Source organism: Fructobacillus tropaeoli (assembly GCF_001047135.2).
GTDB classification, from domain to species: domain Bacteria; phylum Bacillota; class Bacilli; order Lactobacillales; family Lactobacillaceae; genus Fructobacillus; species Fructobacillus tropaeoli.
Window position 1 is genome coordinate 38,704 of record NZ_DF968081.1, and the last position, 16,366, is coordinate 55,069.

Below are 16,366 nucleotides of genomic sequence, written 5' to 3' on the forward strand. Positions count from 1 at the left end.
GACTTGCAAGGCGAATTAGCAGGCTTTAGACAAACTTAATCTTCCTTGTCATCTTGCTCATAAGACTCGGAAACAACCTCATACAGATCCTGTGCTTCGTCCTTTTTAACGATTTCAGCCAATTTCAAAACCTTGACCACCAAAGTCTTGTTACCGAAATGAATCGTAATCAAATCATTTGTTGAAACGTTAGCAGCCGACTTCGCTCTTTTATCGTTGATTTCAATCCGTCCTTGGTCGGCCAAATCCTTGGCGACGGCCCGGCGCTTAATAATCCGTGACAGCTTTAAAAACTTATCAATTCGCATCAATTTCATCCTTTTTTGTTAGTTGCAAAACAACCAAGAGGAAGTTTCGCAGGTTATTGAGCCAGTATGCTGACTCCTCTTTTAAATCAATAGTTAACGTGACGGCCAGCTGAGCCTGCTTGCCATCGACCACCGCCTTGTAGGGGACGTCCTGCAAGGCTTGGAAAATGGTTTCCCCAGCTAATTTGCTGGTCATCGATTCAGCAAAGCGCACCGTGACCTGATTTCTCTGGCGTCTGATCTGCGTGACCTCTGCCAAATCAGCCAAGTTCTTGATTCGAGAAACCAGTAATAGGCGACCAACCTCATCTGGGAAATCACCGAAGCGGTCAATCAAATCAGACTCAACATTCTCGAAGTCTTCATCTGACTTCGCCTGACGAATTTGACGGTAAAGATCAATCTTTTCCGCCGAATCCGCCACGTAGTCATCAGGCAAGAAGGCCAACACACCCAAAATCAGTTCGGCATCCGTTTGCGTTGTCGTTGCCGGCTTGGTCTGACCCTGCTTTGCAGCAACAGTCTCTTTGAGCATCTGGGTATACAAATCATAACCGACCGAATCAATAAAGCCGTGTTGCTGCTTACCAAGCAAATCGCCGGCACCTCGAATTGACAGGTCGCGCATCGCAATCTTAAAGCCTGAACCCAGTTCCGTAAAGTCCCGAATGGCTTCCAGCCGCTTTTGTCCCTCTTCACTCGGCGTGCGGGTAAATGGATAAGTAAAGTAGGCATAGGCTAACCGGGCTGACCGTCCGACTCGACCACGAAGCTGGTAAAGCTGTGACAAGCCCATGTGATCGGCATTATCAACGATTAACGTGTTCGCATTGGGAATATCAACCCCAGTTTCAATAATCGTGGTTGTCACCAGAACATCAAATTCCTGGTTCAAAAAGGAGTAGAGAATCCCCTCTAATTGAACCTCTGACATCTGGCCGTGGATAACCGCCACCCGAGCATCGGGTACCAAGTCTTGAATCTGATCTGCTATCCGTTCCAGGTCGGCCACCCGGTTATGCAGGTAGAAGACCTGGCCATTACGGGCCAATTCCTTACCAATTACATCACGCACCAAGGTCCAATCAAGTTCGACCACGTAGGTCTGAATTGGATAACGGTTCAATGGTGGTGTTTCAATCACAGACAAATCACGGGCACCAACCATCGCCATATTCAGCGTCCGCGGAATTGGCGTTGCCGTTAGCGTCAAGACATCGACGTTGGTCCTGATTTGCTTTAACTTTTCCTTGTGCTTAACACCAAAACGCTGTTCCTCATCAATGACCAGTAAGCCAAGGTCGGCGAAAGCCACATCGGCACTCAACAGACGGTGTGTGCCAACGACAATATCCAATTCATGGTCCTTTAACGCCTGAATGGTCTGCTTGTTTTCGGCTGCCGTTTGAAAGCGGGACAAGTGACCAATCCGAATTTCTGGGAAATCAGCAAAGCGTTCGACCATCGTCTCATAGTGCTGTTGAACCAGAATCGTTGTTGGGGCCAAAAAGGCGACCTGCTTACCAGCATGGGCAGCCTTGAAGACTGCTCGCAAGGCAACCTCGGTTTTACCAAAGCCAACATCCCCAACCAGTAGCCGGTCCATTGGCCGTAAGCGCTGCATGTCTGCCTTAATTTCTTCAATACTACGAACCTGGTCAGGCGTTTCCGGATAAGGAAAGGCCGTATCAAACTTTAGTTGGGCCGTATCATCGGGTGGAAAGGCATAGCCTTGCTTGGCCTCCCGCTCGGCATAAAGCTCTAACAGCTCGTCGGCAATATCTTCAATCTTATTTTGAACTTGTTTCTTGGTCTTTTGCCATTCAGTCCCGCCCAGTTTGTTAATCTTGGGCTTCTTCCCAGCATCGGATCCACCGATATACTTTTGAATCAGGTTTAACTGAGTGACCGGCAGGAAGATCTTAGCATTCTTTTGGTACAAAATAACCAAATAATCCTGCTTACCACCGTTGGCCTCCAGGCTTTGCAAGCCCTGATACTGACCGATTCCATGGTTAATATGGACAACATAGTCGCCAACCTGAAGCTCATTATAGGACTTCAAACGTTCGGCGTTCGCCATCTTCCGGGACCGACGGGCCACCGGCTTCCGCGCCTTATCAAACAACTCGCGTTCAGTTAAGACCGTTAAATGACTCTTAGGCCACTCAAAGCCGGCCCCCAAGTTACCAATAATTATTTGGACCTGATTGGCCTGAATTTCCCGGTTGATTGGCACCGTCAAATCATGGTCCTTCAGTGTTGCCACAAAGTTTTGCGCCCGGTCATGGTCACTAATTAAAAGCACCATCGTCATCCCGCGGTCTTTTGCAAACTGCAAATCCGGTAAAAGAGCCGGAATCTGACCATAGTATTGGTTTGCTGGCCTGGAGGTGATTTCTTCCAGGTGAGCAAATGTTAACTTATTCAAGCCGCGCTGAAAGTTGGCCAGGTAAAGTTCGGCCTGGTGAACTCGGTCTAAAATAGCCTCCAAGTCATCCTTAATGGCCAATGGTGGCACAATCTGGTAGGTCTCGACCTGCTGATCAAGCCATTCCTGGTCAAGGGTATTCTGCGATAAGGCACTTTCCTGCAGGCGAGCAAAGTCGTCAACAACGAATAATCCTTCTTGACCCAAGTAATCAATCAGCGTCGTCTTCTCTTGGAAAAAATACTGAGCATACGGCAGAATCGATTGGTCCCGGCGCCCTTCATTAAGTGCCGTCTGCGTGCTATCAAAGCCCTCCGTGGCGTGTTTTTTCTCCACTCCCGGCAAACCCTTACGATAAGTCGAAAAGGCCTCCTCCAGACGTTCTTTACCAGCCTGATAGCGGTCTTGGTCAATCACCAAATCAGTCGCTGGCAAGACCGTCACCCCGGTCACCGAATCAGAACTCTTTTGGCTGGACGGATCAAAGGTCTTAATCATATCCAACTCGTCATCAAAAAAATCGAGACGGTAGGGATTGTCAGCCGTTGGTGGAAAGACATCAAAGATGGATCCTCGCTGAGCGTACTCTCCCGGATTTTCCACCCGGACAACCAGCCGGTAGCCCAAGGTTACCAACCGCGCCTTCAAATCCTGAAAGTCATAACTTTCCCCAACCTTCAAGCGCATTTGTGCATTCGTGAAATCAGCCACCTGCGGTTCATAACGAACGAAGGCCGCCAAATTTGTCAGATAAATTCCAGGCCGACCGGTGGCCAAGCCCGTTAAAGCTTCTACCCGATCAGTCACAAAAGAATTGGAAGAAACAGCGAGTTCCGTCGCCAATGCTTCCTCGGCCGAAAACCGGTAAAGGTCCTCCTCGGCTACTAAATCAGCCAGGTCGTTCGCCAAATCCTCCAAGTGGGCCTGAGTATCGGTGAGCACCAAAATCGGCTGTGGCCGCCGTTCATAAATCGCTGCTAACGAAGCCGCCTTTGCTGCCCCATTCACACCCAAAAAAAGCTGGCGCTCGCCAGGCTTTTGTTGTTCGGTTAATTTCGTAATTGTTTCATTGTTCGTTAAATATTTTGTTAACGTCATGCTTACCCATTATATTGATTGCTCAATTCAGCCGCATTTGCCCCATGAACCCAATCCACGAGGGCCTGGTCGACCTTTTTAAAAGTGTCATCCCAGGTGGCTAAATCGTCTTTTGAAAATTTACCCAAAACGTAATTAACGACCGACTGATGGTCATGGTCTGGATGGCCAATGCCAAACTTTAAGCGCAAAAAGCCTTGCGTTTTCGTATGGGCCATAATTGACTTTAATCCATTATGGCCACCGGCAGAGCCCTTGGCCCGAAAGCGAATCTTGCCAAAGGATTGGTCCATATCGTCGGCCAACACGAGGATGTCATCAACATCCCCACCGTAAAAGTCCAGAAAGGCTCGAACCGCCTGACCAGAATCGTTCATGTAAGTACTTGGCTTGACCAACCAAACCGTTTCCCCATCAATCACAACCTTGGCGGCCGATGCATAAAGTTTCGTTGGTACAAATTCGACCCCCTGACTAGCCGCGAAGTGGTCTAAGGCCATAAAGCCAATGTTGTGTCTTGTCAAATCATAGCTTTCACCAATATTTCCAAGGCCAAAAATAAATTTCATCAGGGTTTCCTTTCAAACATTTCTACTAACATCCTAATCTTATCATTATAACACGCAAGTTTGACACATAAATATGTTAGGATAGAGCAAAGAAAGAACTTTTATAAAGGCAGGCAATCTATGTTTCCAAAGTCTTTGATCGTCCCTAAAAATCAATTACTCACCATCAGCGAAGACACCACTATCAAAGAAGTCTACGAACTGTTTGAAAGTAAAGAAGCCGATCACATCCGTACAATTCCAATTTTAGATACCACCGGGCACCTCTTCCGTGGTAATGTTTACCGTCAACACGTTTATGAGTATATTGCTCGTGGTGGTGATACAAGCAAGCGGGCAACTTCAATCATGCGCAATTCAACCAAGTTTATCTCAACTTCGGCTGATTTCTATGAACTTTTCTTCGCTATTCGTGACCTACCACACATTGCCGTGGTTGATGACGCCCACCACTTTATCGGCGTCCTGACTCACTCCTCTTTAATGGACTTGCTATCACAGTCATGGTCCCTCCAAAAGGGTGGTGTTTCACTGGCAGTCAAGACCAAGCAAGAAGAGCGGGGAAATCTGCAACAAATCACCCGAGTTATCACCCGCTATACTAATATCGAGTCCGTTCTTTCGATTCAAAACGAGAAAAACGAACCGAAATCCATCCTCTTTACCCTGCCACTAACGGAAGACTCCCCCATCCTGCGCAAGATTATCACCAAGCTTGAACGCAAGCGGTTCCAAGTCCAATCCGTTGAAAACTTAAATGAATTTGTTTAGGTACTAAAAAACCGATGACAGTAATGATATGAAGTCCCAATTTCAGGGTTCATATCTTACAGTCATCGGTTTTCTTTTTGATATTCAAATCAAGCACCTGCAATTACCAACACTAGGACAAGGGCAAGCCCCGTCAAAAAGAGGTTACGCGCTGGTAAATCAGCCGACTTATCCAAGTCGGATTCCAAACCAACAGCCAACGCCTGAGCAAAAACTAATGGGAACAAAACAATCATTGCCCACGCCAGCAGTGGTAGGTAACCTGACAGCGTTAGCAATAAAATTTCTGCATAGGCAAGAACCGGCAAAAGCAAGAAGATTGGGCGGACCCAGCTAGCCCGACTTTGAGCATGCTGGAACTCCTTGGCACTGATTTCTTCTGCGCGAATTTTGCGAACATCCTTGGCGACTGAAATCGACAGCGAAAAGGCAATTAAAGGAAACGCAACCCCGAACCAAACAGTTAACAGTCCCGCAGTTGGCTTGAACTTTGTATTCAAGAACAGCATTAAAATAATTAAAAAGTATGGCAAGATAACATCAATGCCCCGCTTCAGCCGCAAAATCCAAATCGAATGGCTTGGGTATTGGTCAAACCACCAGTCATAGGCAAGCTTGACTACGGCCACTGTCACCACCATCAATAGGCTTGGCCAAAACAAAAGGCGCTGGTAACGCCACCACGAATAGGCAATGCCAACGAGCATTGGCACCACAATGGTCCAAACTCGACTAGTGCGAGCGCGATGATAGATTTCTTTAAGAGTCAATGAAAAATCCTTTCTACGCTCGCCATGACAACAAGCGATTACTTCTTCTGATCACTTTGATTATAAGGAGTCAACCGAATCTTCCCCTGAATGTATTCGCCAACGAAGATATCATTAATCCCGGCATAGCCTTCCGCAATGACCTGATTTTCCAACCAGTCCTCGTCTTGATCAATGGCGTCCAACACATCAAAGTTCGCCTGGCCATCATAAATAATCGGATATTTAGGATTCTGATCGCCATATTCAATCACGGTTAGCTGACCGTTTTGTTCAATCACGGCCCGCTTCACTTTGGAAACATCGTAGACTTCTTGCTCTCGGAGCTTAAACATCAAATCAGAAGCCGACTGGCCGGCCATTACGACAGCATCAACATCAATCTGGCCACGGTCAATTACGACCTTTGGCGTGCCATCAATAATCTTTTTGGCCAAGTGATTGTGTTCCTTTAAGAACTTCAAAATCATGACCCAAAGCGTCCAGATGACCAGCACGATAATAAACTGAAAAACGGTAATCGTTGCCGTATAAATGGTTCCTCCAATGATACCACCTAAAACATAGTTTTGGACTTGGTCTAAGGCATTTGATGGAGCCAAATTTCCTTTTCCAAAAATATTAATTTGAACGATCAAGGCAATCAGGCCGATGCCCAACTTTAAAATAATCGGTAAGTAAAAACTCATCGTTGTACCTCCACATTCGCATTAACCAAATAAACCTGAGTCCGGGTATAGGACTGGCCATCTTTTGAAAGGCCAATTTGGTAATAATTCTTGCCTTCTTTAGCAATCATGCCGTCAACAAGCGAAGTCGAATTAAAGTAAACGTCGTCGGTTTTAACATGCTGTGCCTTAACATAGTTTTTAACAAAGGCCGTCATCTGACTTTGCTGTGAATTTCTAGTATTTGTGTTTTGCAAATCAGTAAACTGAACGCCCGCGAAAAAAACAAAAAATAAAAAGGCAATAATCGTCAAATCGCGATAACGCGTATTAAAGCGATGGCGAAAAGTTGCTACCAAACCAACAGCCAAAAGAACAAAGGTCAAGGCCACCAGCAAGATCACAACGGTATTGGTTAAGTTATTTTGCTTGGTTAAATAATCAACACTATAAAACGTCATAAGTTCCCTCCGTTACTTTATTCTAGCACAAGGCAGCCATTGGTCCAGCTGATTTTTTTAGAAAAAAAGAAAGAAGTAATCCAAATTGGACTACTTCCTTCTTTAGCACTTATTTCAAAACATTTCTAGCAGAAATACCCTCAGTTTACATCATGCCTGGCATGCCTTGAGCACCGGCTGCTGGCATTGGTGCATCTTCCTTTGGCAATTCGGCCACAACGGCTTCCGTCGTCAACAACAAGGCAGAAACAGAGGCAGCGTTTTGCAAGGCAGAACGTGTAACCTTGGTTGGATCAACGATTCCAGCCTTGACCATATCAACCCATTCATCCGTCTTGGCATTGTAGCCAGTTCCTTCAGGTTGTTCCTTCAACTTGTTAACAATCACAGAACCTTCCAAGCCCGCGTTTTCAGCGATTTGACGAACTGGCGCTTCAAGAGCGGCCACAACGGTCTTAACACCCGTAGCCACGTCACCTGTTGCTTCAACGGCAGCAGCGGCAGCCATGGCGTTCACCAAAGCCGTTCCACCACCAGCGACAAAGCCTTCCTCAACGGCAGCTCGAGTAGCGTTCAAAGCATCCTCGATTCGGTACTTACGTTCCTTCAATTCCGTTTCAGTAGCGGCCCCAACGTTAATGACAGCCACACCGCCGGCCAACTTTGCCAAACGTTCTTGCAACTTCTCCTTGTCAAATTCTGAGGTACTGTCGGCAATTTGTTGCTTAATCAAGTCAACCCGTTCCTTCACGGCTGCCTTGTCACCAGCACCTTCGACAACGGTCGTATTATCCTTGGTGATATTGACCTTATTGGCTTGACCCAATTGTTCGATAGTCACATCCTTCAAGTTCAAACCAAGGTCATCTGTGACAACCGTACCACCAGTTAAGATGGCGATATCTTCCAACATGGCCTTACGACGGTCACCAAAGCCAGGTGCCTTGACCGCAACAACGTTAAAGGTACCACGCATCTTGTTCAAAACCAAAGTTGGCAAAGCTTCGCCGGTGATGTCGTCTGCGATAATTAACATTGCCCGACCCTGTTCCACAACTTGTTGCAAGACAGGCAAGATATCTTGGATATTACCAATCTTCTTGTCCGTGATCAAGATGTAAGGGTTGTCCAAATTAGCTTCCATCTTTTCGTTGTCAGTAACCATGTACTGTGACATGTAGCCACGGTCGAATTGCATTCCTTCGACAACGTTCAAAGTGGTTTCAATTCCCTTTGACTCTTCGATGGTAATCACACCATCGTTACCAACCTTTTCCATTGCTTCAGCAATCAAAGAACCAACTTCATCGCTCGCTGCTGAAATTGAGGCAATTTGGGCAATTTCGTCCTTCGTTGAAACCGTGTGAGACATTTCATGCAACTTAGCAACAGCGGCTGCCGTTGCCTTTTCGATACCCGTCCGAATACCAACTGGGTTAGCACCAGCCGTTACGTTCTTGAGTCCTTCGCCAACAATTGCTTGAGTCAAAACGGTGGCAGTAGTGGTTCCATCACCCGCAATGTCATTGGTTTTTGAAGCAACTTCAGCAACCAACTTGGCACCCATGTTTTCAAAATGGTCCTCTAATTCAATCGCCTTGGCAATTGTGACCCCATCATTGGTAATAATTGGTGAACCATAAGATTCTTCCAAAACAACGTTGCGACCCTTTGGCCCAATCGTTGTTTTCACAGTGTCGGCCAACTTATCAACTCCGACCTTCATCTTTGAGCGAGCGTCTTCCGCAAACTTCAATTCCTTTGCCATTTTCCCTACTCCTTTAACCAAAACTGATTGAAATCATCATTATTTGTGCTAATTGTCTTGTAATTGTTGTTTAATCAACGATGGCGATAATATCTTTTTCATGGAGAGCCAAGTATGATTGACCATCATAAGTCAATTCCTGACCAGCAAACTTGTCAAATAAAACCTGGTCTCCTTCTTTGACTGTCATGTCCAGCTTCTGGCCTGAATCGGCCACCAAGCCACTCCCTGTTGCCACAACCTTACCGGTTACTGGCTTTTCTTGCGTATTAGCGGCTAAGACAATGCCACCAACTGTCTTTTCACTTTGTTCTGCAACACTGACGACCACGCGGTCTCCTAAGGGCTTTAACATGAATCACAACCTCCGTTTATATTTTTAGCACTCGTACACATCGAGTGCTAATCTGACTTTAGTATAGCACCTAAGACCTATTTGTCAACAAGGTGAAATTCGTTTTATTCAAAAGAAAAAGCCGGCCAAGGCCTCCATCAATAAAGCTCGCACGACTTTTTATACATCTTTATTTTATTTTAAATCAAGTCCCTTATCATGAGGGTATTGAGATAGGGCAGTGTTCGCAGCCCCCTTCGTTAACAAAGAGGCGTTATGCTTCGTCCAATTGGAATCAATATTCCGCCCCTTAAAGTAAGCGGCCATCGTTTGATCATATTCCTCAATGGCAGCCTTCATTTGGTCGTCATCGTAATGGTCTTTCATCAATGAACCAGCCAATGGCAACTTAGGTTTGATGCCTGGTTTTTGATCAGGGTAGCCAAGTGAAAAGCCCATAATTGGCTTAACGTACTTTGGCAAGTCCAATTCCTTTTCGTAGAGTTCAAAGGCGCCCATTGCACCTGCCATTGTGACAGAACCGATTCCAAGCGATTCAGCCGCCACCTGAGCACGACCTAAGGCAATCGAAGCCGAAACAATCCCGCCCTCCAAATATTGGTAGTGCTGGATTCGTTCTTCCATAATGGCCCGGGTTTCAGCGTCCTGATTTAACAAAACCTTGTGCCAATCGACGGTAACAACAAAATACCGAGTGGCATTTTCGATGTACTTCATCTTCACCTTTTCAGTGACCCGCCTCTTGAGGTCTTGGTCGGTGATTTCAATAAAGGTGACTGGCTGAAAGTTTTGCATATTCGGTCCGGCAAGGGCTGCAGAGAAAATCGCTTCGACTTCCTCATCGGTCACTGGCCGATCGGAGAAAGAGCGGATTGATTGGTGGTCATGTAATTGATCAAGTACTGGATTTTTAATCATGTTTTACCTCACTGATTGGACAATCATTACCTTTATCTTACTATCTATGATACGCTAAATACTATCAATAAAATAGGAGCACTCCATGAAAAAGTTACAGATCCACGTCGGCATGCGGACCGTGAAGACCGCCATTGTTGTGATGTTGGTCTTACTCGTTTATCACTTTGTCGACCGACCAGCGTCGGTTCCCGCCTTGGCGGCCGTCTTCGCCCTTCGAGAAGATTGGGACAATACCATTCAATTTGCCAAAATTCGTTTACTATCAAATAGTGTTGGTGGTTTCTTCTCACTACTTTACTTTTTGATTCGTGAATTTACGCACCACAATAGCTGGATGCCAATCGTCATTATTCCAATTTTCGTTATCTGCACGATTGTTATTCTCAACGCCTTAGACTGTAGTCTAGGAATTGTTGGTGGTCTCGCAGCCCTCTTGTTGATTGCTTTGACCATCCCAATGGATGCCACCATCGACTACGTCTTCTTACGAATTGTTGACACTTTTATCGGTGTTTTGTTTGCTATCGGCGTTAATTATTTTGGTATCCCAGAACAGGAAACCAATTAAAAATCAGTTTCGGCCTAAAAGTTAGCCGGTAACAAATCTAATTTTATAGGCAAGAAAAAAAGACTCAGCTGAGTCTTTTTTTAATCCATTTCCACTTGATTATCAAGCTTCAATTCGCTTTCAATGGTTGCTAACACGCCATCCTGAACGTTTGTCTTCAACGCCAAACGCTTATGGGCATCGTGCATTAATGGCATAGCATTTGGCATCAGGTAAGAGTTGTCATACTTCGCCAACATCTCCAAATCATTGGTATTATCACCAAAGACCATCACTTCATTATCCGTGACATTGTAATAATCTTGGAGAACTTCCAAGGCCGCCGCCTTATCAACACCCTTTGGCAAAACATCAACGGAACCAAAACCAGAACCGGTGACGTGGACTTCTTCGCCAAAAACTTCTTCTAACTGTTGAACATGTTCTTGCACCTCTTCATGAGGCCACACGAAAGAAACACCTAAAATCTTATCATCAATCTTCAAGAGTTTTTCGACCTGAACGACATTCGGATAGAACATCGACAGCATTTCCTTAAATTCTTGGCTGACGTGGTTGGAAATATAGGTCCCGTTGACCCCAGCCAAAACAATCACATTGTCAGCTGATTGAGGATTTAAGGCATTCCAATCAATTACCTTGCGAATCTGTTCTGGTGTCAGATAGACCGCATATAACTCTTGTCCTGGTGTCGTTACCACCGACCCGTTGGAACCGACAAAATCGATTTGGTCTAACAAGCCATAAGCGGCCATTGGCTCAAAAAGCTCCTTTAAATTGGCCACTTGTCGACCGGAGGCCGCGACAAAGCGCACGCCTTTTTCCTTTAATTGTGACAAAACCCGGGCAAAGTGTTCTTGATCGTAACTATCTTCACCGGATAAAAACGTACCATCCATATCGGATGCAATCATTTTAATGGTCATTGGATGCCTTTCTTGTCTTGTTTGCTAGTCGACTAGTTCACACAACTAGGGGCTACCATCATCGGCTAGGCAAATTGTTCTAAGTATTTTTGATAGGCTGCCTGGTCAACAACCCAATCCAGCTCCCCAATATAGGCAACCTGTGGGTCATGGTAGGCAAAGCCGTGCTTAAACTTATAAAGACCGTCAGTGTGGTCAAATTCGCCAACGCCGCCGAAATCATAAGCAACCTTCCCTAAGGAAAGCCCCCACTTCAGCATTTCCCACTGCACGAGGTAGGGACCATAGTGCTTGGCAAATTCACGGTTTGATCCGGCATACATATACCAAATCTTTTCCCCGTAACCAAAACCAATTCCAGCCGCAATTACTTGGCCGTCATAATGTGCCAAGAAAACCCGGAACAAATCAGAATCGGCCCATAGTTCTTGCATGCGGTAGAAGTATTCGATTGGCCGGTGGGTGATTCCCTGAGCCTTGGCCATCATCTTGTAGGTATTAAAGAAGGCCTCGATGTCTTCCTTACTACGACCAGAGGTAACGGTGACCCCATCCTTGATGGCCCGCCGAATTTGATTGCGATAATCGCTTTTGAAGTGCTTCATCAAGCTGGCTTCGTCAGTGATTGGTTGCGCCCCTTCGCCTCGACCGTCATAGAACAAAACCACGTTTTTACGTGGTTGAATGTTGCCATGCATGTTTTCGACTTTGACGTTACGGGTCACAAAGCCAGCGTCTTGGTAAGCCTGATCCAAGTCTTGGTTGTAGAGCACTTCCGGATCCATTCGCACCAAAAAGACGTTTTCTGGCAAATTAGCCAACGCTTCTTGAACGAATTCCTTAATCAAGGCGACGTTGGTCACGTCAGCAACGGGTCCCTTTGGGCAATACGCCAACAATTTTCCAGGTACGGCTTCAATAGTTAAGACCGCCATTGCGGCATCAATGTCGCCATCCTGATTTTCATGATAGAGGTATAGGTGGCCCCAATTAGCCTTCAAGTCGCCCCAGATTGGGTCCTGGGTCACTTGGCCTTTAGCCGCTGTCCTAACAAAGTCTTGGTATCTTTGTACCTGACTTGGCTGTGTTAAATCTAAGACCGTCATATCCTTACTTTCCCGTCGTAATTGAGGCGTAGTTCTGAATAAAGTAAACCAACGTTTGCAGTTCGTTAGTCAAATCAACGTTTTGAACCCGAACACCCTTTGGTACGGAAACCCGCAACGGCGTGAAGTTCATAATCCCCTTGACCCCAGCGGCTACCAAGGTATCTGTAATTTCCTGGGCAACACCTTGTGGCACCGTCAAAATGGCGATGTTAATCCGTTGGGCCTTGATTTGCTCTTCCAATTCACTCATGTCGTAAATCGGTACCCCGGACAAAATCTTGCCCCGGTTTTCATTAATATCAAAAGCAGCGGCAATTCGCATGTTTGATGATTGGTGGAAGTTGAAGTTCAAAAGAGCCTGGCCCAAATGACCAACCCCAATCAAAGCCACGTTAATCAATGAATTTTGGTCCAAAACCTTGGCAAAAAATTCTAACAGGGCCTCAACGTCGTAACCATAGCCACGTTTGCCTAAAGCACCAAAATATGAAAAATCACGGCGAATTGTTGCCGCATCAAACTTGGTTGCTTCAGCCAATTCAGCAGAAGAAATCCGGTTGGTGCCGGCATCATTTAAAAACGTTAAATAACGGTAGTAGATGGGCAACCGCTTGGCGGTTGCTCGTGGAATCTTTGCTTGCTCGTCCATGGCGTCTCCATTTCACTTTGTGAACTAAATTATATTTATTATAGCATAGATTGTGGGTTTTCCTATCTATTCGCTCATTTTTCACAAATATTTTTATTCATTATCCTGCTGGTTGAGGTCTGCTAATGGAAAATCAAGGCCAGGATTTGTGTTCAAATCAAGATCGGCAAAAATCTTGTCTTCGTAGTTCCAATAGCCCGCCGCGCCAATCATGGCCGCATTATCGCCAGTATACTGCTTGGGTACTGGGATAAAGTCAACGGCTGGAAAATCAGCCATTAAATCAGTCAACGCTGTACGCAATCCGCTGTTAGCAGCCACTCCGCCAGCTAGAACCAGCGACTTCACTGGAAAATCAGTCAAGGCCCGCTTTGTGCGACCGACCAGCGCCTTAATCACCGCAGCCTGGAAAGAAGCCGCGAGGTCCTCTTCCTTGATTGTTTCACCACGCTGCTCGGCGTTGTGAACTTGGTTGATGACCGCTGATTTTAAACCGGAAAAGGAAAAGTCATACCCGGCCTCTTTGGCCATCGCTTGTGGAAAATCAATGGTCACCTGACCCTTGTGAGCCATTTCATCGATCGCCTTCCCAGCAGGATATGGCAAGTGCAGCAACCGACCAACTTTATCATAGGATTCACCAGCCGCATCGTCAAAGGTCTCACCCAGAATGTGAAAATCATTGGGTTCTTTCATCAAGACCAATTCCGTATGACCACCGGAAACCATCAATGCCAAAGCCGGAAAGACAATTGGCCGGTTAAAATTAGCGGCAGCAATGTGACCGGCCAAGTGGTTGACCGGAATCAACGGTAGGTCGTGGGCCATTGCAAAGGTTTTGGCCCCCATTAGACCAACTAACAAGGAGCCAACTAATCCTGGTCCGTAGGTCACGGCGACACCGTCGAGGTCTTCTGGTTGAATCTTTGCATCCGCTAAGGCGATGTCTAAGGTCTTCGTAATCCATTCCAGGTGGTGACGGGAAGCAACCTCCGGCACGATGCCACCAAAACGTTGGTGTGAATTAATCTGGGTCGCCACCGCATTGCTCAAGACGGTCTGGCCGTCCTTGACAACGGCCACTGATGTCTCGTCAGCACTTGATTCAAAGGCAATTAAAGTTGTCATAAATTCTTCTCCATTAGGATGGCTGTTTGGCCATCATGGTAATAACCATCACGACGGGCATAAATTTCAAAGCCAAATGTTTCATACAGACGCCGGGCAGCAACATTGTTTTCGGCAACTTCCAAATAGGCCTTTCGCTCGTTATTTTGCTCACAGAAAGCCTGCATTAATTCGCGAGCGATTCCCTGCCCCTGGAAAGCCGGATCAACGGCCAAAAAAGAGAGGTCCACCTCATCCAAGATGGCACGGTAAGATAAAAAGCCGACGATTTTAGTTTCCTCAGCAGCCCCATCATCTAAATCAGTTTTGGCGGGCGCCTGTGCATTGATTTCTGCTAATAAATAGGTCACCCGCCCCGCAGCCAATTGCTCATCAATCAACCGCTTTGGTACCTGATCCCTTGAAAAAGCCGCCAAAGCAATTTGATGGATTCTTTGGCTATCATCGCTTGTTGCTGTTTTAATGTTCAAGGTCGAGCACCATTGAAATTGCATCTTCCTGGTTATCAATATAGTAATGTTCCACAACATCCACAACCGTAAAACCATGGCGGTCGTAGAGTGCCAAAGCACCGGTATTCGACCGCCTTGCTTCCAAGGAAAGTTCCTTTAAGCCAATTTCACGAGCAACTGCCTTGGCTGTGTTAATCAAATACGAACCAACCTGTTGTCCCTGCCAAACCGGCAACACGGCGATATTGGCAATATGTAAATCAGAAACCAAATCACGCTTGACCAAAGCAATAAAGGCAATGACCTGGTCCTTTCTCAAAGCGACCAAGTATAGTCGATCCTTTTCTTGGGTTAATTCATGGTAGAAATCGCGCGAAACCCAAGGGGCATAGCCATTGTAGACTGCCTCTTGAATCGCGACAAGTCCGGGAATATCGGAAACAGTTGCTACTCGTAATAATAATTCTTCCCCAGCTGCTTCAAAAGTCTCACCGGGAAAATCGACCAAGGTCTGGGCGACTGGTCGCACTTTCTGTTTTCTCTTAAACTTTAAAAACATAGGGTTTGTCCTGCCCATCGTCTTGATGATTTTGTTCCCAGTTTAATTCCGCCTGGGTTTTTCTTAAGTACGATGGCGTTAAGTCATCGATATTGTCAACGGGAGCAGTTGTTTGTGCCAGGGCCAAAAGTCCGGTTCCCGTTGGTAATGACTGGTCATGGTCCAAAATTGTGAGGGGCTGATTTGCTAAGGCTTCTTCAATCGTATCTTGGAAATGTAAACCATCCCCAACCACAACCACCGGCTCGGCCACCTGGCTGACAAGGTCCAAGACCTCTTCTAGTGGATAATGGCCATCCTCCAAGACAACCATGTCACCCAAATAAGCACCAGCAAAAACATTTTGATTGCGCGCATCAAAGAGAGCCAACACAACCGTGTCCTTGGTTAGCTTACCCGGATGGGGATTTTGCACCGTTGAATCCTCAGCTGCAAGAGTGCCAGATTGCTGCTTCAATTGCACTTGCTTGGCCAAGCTTTGCAAAGATGAAATGGCCAGGAGTGGCTTTTTCAGCGTGTCCGCTAAGACCTTACCAACCGTCAGCCCAATGCGCAGGCCCGTGAAAGATCCCGGACCCTTGGCAACGGCAATTTGGTCGATATCTTGTACCGTTAGCTCCTGAGCCGCCAGAAGCGACTTAATCGCTGGTAAAAGATCAATCGAATGATTTTTTGGCTTATCCGTTTGGAACGTGTCGAGTAATTGGCCGTCTTGGCCTAAGCCGACGAGCAGTGGTTGGTTACTTGTATCAATCACCAAAATATTCATGAAAGCCCTCCCGTGTCATCGACGCCAATTAACATCGATACTTTTCTTCATTTTACTAAAAATCATTCTTAATTCAAATAAAAAAA

18 protein-coding genes are annotated in these 16,366 nt (G+C 46.1%); 2 read left to right on the plus strand and 16 right to left on the minus strand.

The window, feature by feature from the left end; genetic code table 11:
* Positions 1 to 35: 35 nt before the first annotated feature.
* Genes AOQ32_RS04180 through pth form a run of 3 tightly spaced genes read right to left on the minus strand, consistent with a single transcriptional unit; the run spans position 36 to position 4,406 of the window.
* Positions 36 to 308: an RNA-binding S4 domain-containing protein gene (locus AOQ32_RS04180; protein WP_059393738.1), complete on the minus strand. Its 273-nt coding sequence runs from the start codon at positions 306 to 308 to the stop codon at positions 36 to 38.
* A complete protein-coding gene (mfd, locus tag AOQ32_RS04185) occupies positions 298 to 3,837 on the minus strand; it encodes a transcription-repair coupling factor (RefSeq protein ID WP_059393739.1) in 3,540 nt (1,179 codons plus the stop codon). Before mfd ends, AOQ32_RS04180 begins: the two co-directional genes overlap by 11 nt.
* A gap of 2 nt (positions 3,838 to 3,839) precedes the next feature.
* Positions 3,840 to 4,406, minus strand: coding sequence for an aminoacyl-tRNA hydrolase (pth, locus tag AOQ32_RS04190; protein WP_047974681.1), 567 nt, complete (start codon positions 4,404 to 4,406; stop codon positions 3,840 to 3,842).
* A gap of 120 nt (positions 4,407 to 4,526) precedes the next feature.
* On the opposite strand from pth, the gene cbpA reads away from it, so the two are divergent.
* A complete protein-coding gene (gene cbpA / locus AOQ32_RS04195; protein WP_047974680.1) occupies positions 4,527 to 5,177 on the plus strand; it encodes a cyclic di-AMP binding protein CbpA in 651 nt (216 codons plus the stop codon).
* An 89-nt stretch (positions 5,178 to 5,266) separates the two neighbouring features.
* Here cbpA and AOQ32_RS04200 read toward each other — a convergent pair whose 3' ends face one another.
* From AOQ32_RS04200 to AOQ32_RS04225, 6 genes are all read right to left on the minus strand, one after another.
* Complete coding sequence (locus AOQ32_RS04200; RefSeq protein ID WP_059393740.1) at positions 5,267 to 5,947, minus strand: hypothetical protein; 681 nt, start codon at positions 5,945 to 5,947, stop codon at positions 5,267 to 5,269.
* 38 nt (positions 5,948 to 5,985) lie between these two features.
* Positions 5,986 to 6,636, minus strand: a complete 651-nt coding sequence (locus AOQ32_RS04205; RefSeq protein ID WP_047974678.1) for a DUF421 domain-containing protein — start codon at positions 6,634 to 6,636, stop codon at positions 5,986 to 5,988.
* On the minus strand, positions 6,633 to 7,076 hold the full coding sequence (locus AOQ32_RS04210) for a DUF3290 domain-containing protein (RefSeq protein WP_059393741.1): 444 nt from the start codon (positions 7,074 to 7,076) through the stop codon (positions 6,633 to 6,635). Before AOQ32_RS04210 ends, AOQ32_RS04205 begins: the two co-directional genes overlap by 4 nt.
* Before the next feature lie 145 nt (positions 7,077 to 7,221).
* Entirely contained in the window at positions 7,222 to 8,844 is a 1,623-nt protein-coding gene (groL, locus tag AOQ32_RS04215; protein ID WP_059393742.1) for a chaperonin GroEL, read from the minus strand.
* Between the two features lie 70 nt (positions 8,845 to 8,914).
* Entirely contained in the window at positions 8,915 to 9,199 is a 285-nt protein-coding gene (gene groES / locus AOQ32_RS04220; protein WP_059393743.1) for a co-chaperone GroES, read from the minus strand.
* 174 nt (positions 9,200 to 9,373) lie between these two features.
* Positions 9,374 to 10,114, minus strand: coding sequence for a nitroreductase family protein (locus AOQ32_RS04225; RefSeq protein ID WP_059393786.1), 741 nt, complete (start codon positions 10,112 to 10,114; stop codon positions 9,374 to 9,376).
* Between the two features lie 88 nt (positions 10,115 to 10,202).
* On the opposite strand from AOQ32_RS04225, the gene AOQ32_RS04230 reads away from it, so the two are divergent.
* Positions 10,203 to 10,688: an FUSC family protein gene (locus AOQ32_RS04230; protein ID WP_059393744.1), complete on the plus strand. Its 486-nt coding sequence runs from the start codon at positions 10,203 to 10,205 to the stop codon at positions 10,686 to 10,688.
* Positions 10,689 to 10,768: 80 nt separating this feature from the next.
* Here AOQ32_RS04230 and AOQ32_RS04235 read toward each other — a convergent pair whose 3' ends face one another.
* The 7 genes from AOQ32_RS04235 to tsaB all read right to left on the minus strand — a co-directional run bounded on the left by AOQ32_RS04235 (position 10,769) and on the right by tsaB (position 16,280).
* Positions 10,769 to 11,614: a Cof-type HAD-IIB family hydrolase gene (locus AOQ32_RS04235; protein ID WP_059393745.1), complete on the minus strand. Its 846-nt coding sequence runs from the start codon at positions 11,612 to 11,614 to the stop codon at positions 10,769 to 10,771.
* A gap of 65 nt (positions 11,615 to 11,679) precedes the next feature.
* Positions 11,680 to 12,720, minus strand: a complete 1,041-nt coding sequence (locus AOQ32_RS04240; RefSeq protein ID WP_059393746.1) for a lipid II:glycine glycyltransferase FemX — start codon at positions 12,718 to 12,720, stop codon at positions 11,680 to 11,682.
* Between the two features lie 4 nt (positions 12,721 to 12,724).
* The gene (locus AOQ32_RS04245) at positions 12,725 to 13,372 is read right to left on the minus strand and encodes a redox-sensing transcriptional repressor Rex (protein ID WP_047974671.1); all 648 of its coding nucleotides are present in this window, start codon (positions 13,370 to 13,372) and stop codon (positions 12,725 to 12,727) included.
* 93 nt (positions 13,373 to 13,465) lie between these two features.
* Positions 13,466 to 14,500, minus strand: a complete 1,035-nt coding sequence (gene tsaD / locus AOQ32_RS04250; RefSeq protein WP_059393747.1) for a tRNA (adenosine(37)-N6)-threonylcarbamoyltransferase complex transferase subunit TsaD — start codon at positions 14,498 to 14,500, stop codon at positions 13,466 to 13,468.
* Positions 14,497 to 14,970, minus strand: a complete 474-nt coding sequence (locus AOQ32_RS04255) for a GNAT family N-acetyltransferase (protein ID WP_059393748.1) — start codon at positions 14,968 to 14,970, stop codon at positions 14,497 to 14,499. The genes tsaD and AOQ32_RS04255 overlap by 4 nt, the downstream gene beginning before the upstream one ends.
* The gene (gene rimI, locus AOQ32_RS04260) at positions 14,960 to 15,511 is read right to left on the minus strand and encodes a ribosomal protein S18-alanine N-acetyltransferase (protein ID WP_059393749.1); all 552 of its coding nucleotides are present in this window, start codon (positions 15,509 to 15,511) and stop codon (positions 14,960 to 14,962) included. The genes AOQ32_RS04255 and rimI overlap by 11 nt, the downstream gene beginning before the upstream one ends.
* A complete protein-coding gene (gene tsaB, locus AOQ32_RS04265; protein ID WP_059393750.1) occupies positions 15,495 to 16,280 on the minus strand; it encodes a tRNA (adenosine(37)-N6)-threonylcarbamoyltransferase complex dimerization subunit type 1 TsaB in 786 nt (261 codons plus the stop codon). Before tsaB ends, rimI begins: the two co-directional genes overlap by 17 nt.
* Positions 16,281 to 16,366 lie beyond the last annotated feature (86 nt).

Bases quoted from the DNA above. Each gene is read 5' to 3' on its own strand.
- AOQ32_RS04180 (WP_059393738.1), bottom strand. From the start codon at position 308: ATGCGAATTGATAAGTTTTTAAAGCTGTCACGGATTATTAAGCGCCGG.
- mfd (WP_059393739.1), bottom strand. From the start codon at position 3,837: ATGACGTTAACAAAATATTTAACGAACAATGAAACAATTACGAAATTA.
- pth (WP_047974681.1), bottom strand. From the start codon at position 4,406: ATGAAATTTATTTTTGGCCTTGGAAATATTGGTGAAAGCTATGATTTG.
- cbpA (WP_047974680.1), top strand. From the start codon at position 4,527: ATGTTTCCAAAGTCTTTGATCGTCCCTAAAAATCAATTACTCACCATC.
- AOQ32_RS04205 (WP_047974678.1), bottom strand. From the start codon at position 6,636: ATGAGTTTTTACTTACCGATTATTTTAAAGTTGGGCATCGGCCTGATT.
- AOQ32_RS04210 (WP_059393741.1), bottom strand. From the start codon at position 7,076: ATGACGTTTTATAGTGTTGATTATTTAACCAAGCAAAATAACTTAACC.
- groL (WP_059393742.1), bottom strand. From the start codon at position 8,844: ATGGCAAAGGAATTGAAGTTTGCGGAAGACGCTCGCTCAAAGATGAAG.
- groES (WP_059393743.1), bottom strand. From the start codon at position 9,199: ATGTTAAAGCCCTTAGGAGACCGCGTGGTCGTCAGTGTTGCAGAACAA.
- AOQ32_RS04230 (WP_059393744.1), top strand. From the start codon at position 10,203: ATGAAAAAGTTACAGATCCACGTCGGCATGCGGACCGTGAAGACCGCC.
- AOQ32_RS04235 (WP_059393745.1), bottom strand. From the start codon at position 11,614: ATGACCATTAAAATGATTGCATCCGATATGGATGGTACGTTTTTATCC.
- AOQ32_RS04240 (WP_059393746.1), bottom strand. From the start codon at position 12,720: ATGACGGTCTTAGATTTAACACAGCCAAGTCAGGTACAAAGATACCAA.
- AOQ32_RS04245 (WP_047974671.1), bottom strand. From the start codon at position 13,372: ATGGACGAGCAAGCAAAGATTCCACGAGCAACCGCCAAGCGGTTGCCC.
- tsaD (WP_059393747.1), bottom strand. From the start codon at position 14,500: ATGACAACTTTAATTGCCTTTGAATCAAGTGCTGACGAGACATCAGTG.
- rimI (WP_059393749.1), bottom strand. From the start codon at position 15,511: ATGTTTTTAAAGTTTAAGAGAAAACAGAAAGTGCGACCAGTCGCCCAG.
- tsaB (WP_059393750.1), bottom strand. From the start codon at position 16,280: ATGAATATTTTGGTGATTGATACAAGTAACCAACCACTGCTCGTCGGC.